The organism is Rhizobium sp. AAP116, from assembly GCF_001295785.1.
Lineage (GTDB): Bacteria > Pseudomonadota > Alphaproteobacteria > Rhizobiales > Rhizobiaceae > Allorhizobium.
The window spans coordinates 1-4375 of the sequence record NZ_LJIB01000024.1 but is presented as its reverse complement, the minus strand read 5'-3'; the positions used below and the strand labels follow the sequence as shown (position 1 = coordinate 4375).

Below are 4375 nucleotides of genomic sequence, written 5' to 3'. Positions count from 1 at the left end.
GGGGGGGGGGGGGGGGCCGAAGGCCAGGAGGCCCCACGAGAGGCTAGAGGCTTCGCCTCCCCCTCATCCGGTCCTGCGGACCACCTTCTCCCCGCTGGGGAGAAGGGGAAGTGATCACCGTCCGCCGATTACGCCGATATAGTCGGAAACCCAGCGGTGGTAGGGGACGCATTCGCCCTGGCTTTCGCACTTGGAGACCGGGGTTTTCCAGAACTTGATCTTCTCGAAGTTCTCGAAGCCATTGTTCTTGCAGCCTTCATCGGTCAGGAGCGCATTGCCCTTGCAGGCTGATGGAACCGAGGGAACCGTGCCGAACCAGGCGGAGACGTCACCCTGGACCTTGGGCGAGAGCGAATGCTCCATCCACATATAAGCGCAGTTCGGGTGCTCGCTCTCGGCATGCAGCATGGTCGTGTCGGCCCAGCCGGTGACGCCTTCCTTCGGGAAGACAGAGGCGACGGGCTGGTCGGCCTTCAGGAGGTTGACCTGGAAGGGCCAGGATCCGGAGGCAACCACGCCTTCGTTCTTGAAATCGTCGATCTGGATGAAGGCGTCGTGCCAGTAGCGGCTGACCAGCGTGCGCTGGACGCGCAGGAGGTCAAGGGCTGCCTTGTACTGGTCTTCGTTCAGCTCGAAGGGGTCCTTGATGCCAAGTTCCGGCTTGTGGAACATCAGGTAGTTGGCAGCATCAGCGACATGGATCGGGCCGTCATAGGCCTGGACGCGACCCTTGTTCGACTTGCCGTCGGCGAGCGTCATCTCTTCGAAGACGACGTTCCAGCTGTCGGGGGCTTTGTCGCCAAAGGCCTGGGTGTTGTACATCAAGACGTTTGGGCCCCAGACGTAAGGCGTGCCGTAATGGACGCCATCCTTGGTGTGCCAGGGGGCGTTCTGCAGGCGCTCGTCGATAGTGCTCCAGGAGGGGATCAGGGCCGTGTTGATTGGCTGGACGCGCTTGCCGGCCACGAGACGCAGCGACGCATCGCCCGAGGCGGTGACGAGGTCGAAGCCGCCTTCGTTCATCAGGGCGACCATTTCATCCGAGGTGGCGGCGGTCTTCACCGAGACCATGCAGCCGGTCTTCTTCTCGAATTCGGTGACCCAGTCGAAGTTCTTGTCGGTTTCGCCGCGCTCGATATAGCCGGCCCAGGCGACGATGGAGAGTGCGCCTTCGCCGGCTCCGAGTGCCTGCAAAGGCTCCTGGGCGACAGCAGCGGTGGTCATACTCAAGATGGAGGCGAGGACAGTGCAAGACTTCAAAAGAGATTTCATCGCGAGGTCTCCCGGTTGTGAGGGCCGCGTTTTGCGGCTTTATGTTCCCGAAAAGAAAGTTGCCGCGAATTAACCGCATTCGCAAATTCATTCGTCAGAATGTCGGTATCGGTTTTTCCGAATGCAGATTTGATTGGTGTATTTTTGTTTTCGGTAAATTTCAGGTTGTTTTTTCGTTTCGTGTGCCTAAGCTTCCTGCGGGGCAATCAGGTAAGATTTGGACGATGGTTACTCGGTACACCAGGGGGCCGACATGGTTCGATTTTCTCGAGCAAATCAGTGGCTGCAATGATGGCCGCTGGTACTTCAGGGGGCAGAGCGATAGGGACTGGCCTTTGCAACCGGGCGTGGGCCGTCAGGACAAGCTTGGAGGCTCGCCCTACAGTCTGGATGACGAACTACGCCTGTTCCGTGATTTCAAGATTGAAGTGCTTCGTTTTCATTCGGACATAACCACTGATCTCGAACTTCTGGCTCTGGCGCAGCATCATCGCTTGCCGACTCGTCTGCTCGACTGGACGGAGAATCCTCTGGTGGCTGCTTGGTTTGCCTGCAACGACGAAACCGATGGCAGAACCGGTCGAATACACATGATCTACTCCGCTCAGGACCAGATCGATGCCGCGCCTGATCTCAATCCGTTTGCTGCCGCCGAGGGCACACCTGTCACACTTGTGCGTGTCCCGGGTCGCGCTGCTCGCATCACGGCACAGCAGGGGATTTTCTCTCTCCACCCTGACCCGGTCGATCACTGGGAACCTTGGGCCGGTCAAGATCCGGACATGCCACCATCCTATCTTTTTATCGACATACCGCCTGACGAGAAGCCGTTCTTCTGCCAGATGCTGCATATTCTGGGCATCAATCACTCCAGAATGATGGGTGGGTTGGACGGGGTCTGTGATACACTATCGCGGCGCTACAAGGAGCGATGATATGACAGCAGATACTGGTGCAGTGTCTTCGCGTATGCAGAACACAATCGTTCACCATCCGGAACAGGAGGGTAACCGCGTCGTTCGGTTGAAGTCTTCGGATCATTCTCCCATTAAGCGAATGTTAGAGGATCACGGACACACTCTGCCGAGCGAAACGGTTGACAAAGCCATGACCAGAGAACGGGTTCAGAAGAGAGTAGCCGAGGCTGTAAGGGGCCTAGATAGGCAGACAGTTGAGAAACTCTCGGATTTCACGAAGGTCGTCCCCGATGCCCGCCTCGTGACGCTTGAGGTGGAAAGCACGTCTTTCGACATCAAGAGTGACGGGGAGTTCAAGGGCCGGGCCAATCTTCTGGTTCGCGTGCCGTTTGAGGGCTTCGGCGGCAAGAGGGCCTCGACTCTCGCCTCGCTGGCGATCCCGACCTATGTCCAGGGTTCCGTATCGGATACCGGCGTCTCAGTTCAGCAGATCCTGATCCGCGACTGAAAGCCCACTTCAGCGTACCCGTCCACTGCGGCTCGCCTCAGCGATCCCCACGAAATCCCGCGCGGATTGCGGCAGGCTCGAGCCCTTCCGCCAGACCATGCCGACCTGCACCACCGGAAGCGCGCCGGAGACGTCGCGGCTTTCGATGCGGTCGCCTTCCAGCGACCAGGGGCGGTAGACGAGGTCGGGGAGGAGCGCCACGCCGGCGCCGGTGGCGACGAGACTGCGGACGGCTTCAACCGATCGGGTGCGGAAGGCAACATGCGGGCGGGCGCCGAGCGCCGACAGGAGCTTGCCGGTGTTCTCCTCGATTTCGTCCACTGTCAGCATGATCAGCGGTTCTCGTGTGATGTCGGCAATCGAGATGATGTCGGCGGAGACGAGCGGGTGGCCAATGGGCAGCCACAGACGGTAGGGCGAGGTTTCCAGGATCTCGGCCTGCAGCGCCATGCGGTCGCGCAGGTTGGAGATCACCATGACGGCGACATCGAGTTCGCCGCCGATCAGCAGGTGTTCGAGATAGGAGCCGTTGTCCTCGATCGCGGAGACTTCGACGCCCGGGCAGGCGCGGCGGTAGCGGGCCAGCAGATCTGACAGCACGTAGCCGGCGACGAGCGAGGTGACGCCGATGTTGAGCGTGCCGCCGGTGCTGTTCTGGGTCTCGGTGAAAACGTTGCGGGCATCGGAGACATCGGCCAGAATCTTCGTTGCGTGGCGCAGAAACTGGTGGCCGTTATAGGTGATCGTCAGGCCGCGTGGGTGGCGCTCGAAGAGTTCGACGCCGAGATCGCCCTCGAGTTCCTTGATCGCCTCGGTGACGGAAGACTGGGAGATCAGCAGGTTTTGGGCAGCGCGCGTCACCGACCCCTGTTCGGCAACGGCGACGAAATACTGCAACTGACGGAGGGTGAAGGCCATGAGCTTATGAAGCACGGCGCCCGTCTGGAGGCAAGCTGATCGAAAGGCGCCAGGCGAAGGGTTGTCAGGTTACACGGCAGCTTTGCAAAACTGCACTAGGCAACACGCGGCCAAGGTGTAGGATTGCATGGCCCGCGCCGTTGGTTCGCCCACGGATCCTTCCTCGTGCAAAGCATTTTCGTCCCATGAAATCGACGCCGCTCGGCTATCTCTTCACCTTTCTCGCATTTTCCGTCTTTGCCATTCAGGACGGCCTTTCCAAGCATCTCGGCGAGACCCACTCGCCGGTTCAGGTGGCCATGGTGCGCTACTGGGCCTTTGTCGCCTTCGCGCTGTTCCTGGCGATGCGGTCGTCCGGTGGCCTGAGCGTCGCGGTCAACACGAAGCGGCCGTTTCTGCAGGTCCTCAGGGGCCTCATTCTCTTCTTGCAGATCCTGATCTCGATCGTCGCCTTTACCCAGGTGGGGCTGGCGCAGAGCCAGGCGATCTTCGCGGCCGGGCCGATTTTCGTGGCACTCCTCTCCATGCCCATCCTCGGCGAAAAGGTCGGCTGGCGGCGCTGGACCGCGATCCTTTTCGGCCTTGTCGGCGTCGTCATCATGCTTGCGCCCAGCGGTGACGGCTTCAATAGCTATATCTGGCTGCCGTTGATCTGTGCGGTGCTCGGCGCGATCTACGGGATTGCCACACGTCTCGTCAGTCGCGACGACCAGCCGTCGACGAGTTTCTTCTATCTGGCGATCGTCGGGTTCATCGGCTC

Annotated in this window: 5 protein-coding genes; 3 read left to right on the top strand and 2 right to left on the bottom strand. The window is 60.2% G+C overall.

Going from position 1 to position 4375, the window contains the following annotated elements; all coding sequences use genetic code 11:
- Positions 1 to 114: 114 nt before the first annotated feature.
- The gene (locus IP85_RS13640; protein WP_054150232.1) at positions 115 to 1272 is read right to left on the bottom strand and encodes an ABC transporter substrate-binding protein; all 1158 of its coding nucleotides are present in this window, start codon (positions 1270 to 1272) and stop codon (positions 115 to 117) included.
- A 41-nt stretch (positions 1273 to 1313) separates the two neighbouring features.
- Here IP85_RS13640 and IP85_RS13635 point away from each other — a divergent pair, with 41 nt between their 5' ends.
- Positions 1314 to 2207, top strand: a complete 894-nt coding sequence (locus IP85_RS13635) for an FRG domain-containing protein (RefSeq protein WP_054150231.1) — start codon at positions 1314 to 1316, stop codon at positions 2205 to 2207.
- 172 nt (positions 2208 to 2379) lie between these two features.
- Complete coding sequence (locus IP85_RS13630; protein WP_156322892.1) at positions 2380 to 2697, top strand: hypothetical protein; 318 nt, start codon at positions 2380 to 2382, stop codon at positions 2695 to 2697.
- A gap of 9 nt (positions 2698 to 2706) precedes the next feature.
- Here IP85_RS13630 and IP85_RS13625 read toward each other — a convergent pair whose 3' ends face one another.
- Complete coding sequence (locus tag IP85_RS13625; protein ID WP_054150229.1) at positions 2707 to 3615, bottom strand: LysR substrate-binding domain-containing protein; 909 nt, start codon at positions 3613 to 3615, stop codon at positions 2707 to 2709.
- A gap of 185 nt (positions 3616 to 3800) precedes the next feature.
- On the opposite strand from IP85_RS13625, the gene IP85_RS13620 reads away from it, so the two are divergent.
- Positions 3801 to 4375: DMT family transporter (locus IP85_RS13620; RefSeq protein ID WP_156322890.1), on the top strand; the 575-nt coding region annotated here is incomplete at its 3' end.

Coding starts and splice junctions, on each gene's coding strand:
- IP85_RS13640 (WP_054150232.1), bottom strand. CDS start 1,272: ATGAAATCTCTTTTGAAGTCTTGCACTGTCCTCGCCTCCATCTTGAGT.
- IP85_RS13635 (WP_054150231.1), top strand. CDS start 1,314: ATGTTCCCGAAAAGAAAGTTGCCGCGAATTAACCGCATTCGCAAATTC.
- IP85_RS13630 (WP_156322892.1), top strand. CDS start 2,380: ATGACCAGAGAACGGGTTCAGAAGAGAGTAGCCGAGGCTGTAAGGGGC.
- IP85_RS13625 (WP_054150229.1), bottom strand. CDS start 3,615: ATGGCCTTCACCCTCCGTCAGTTGCAGTATTTCGTCGCCGTTGCCGAA.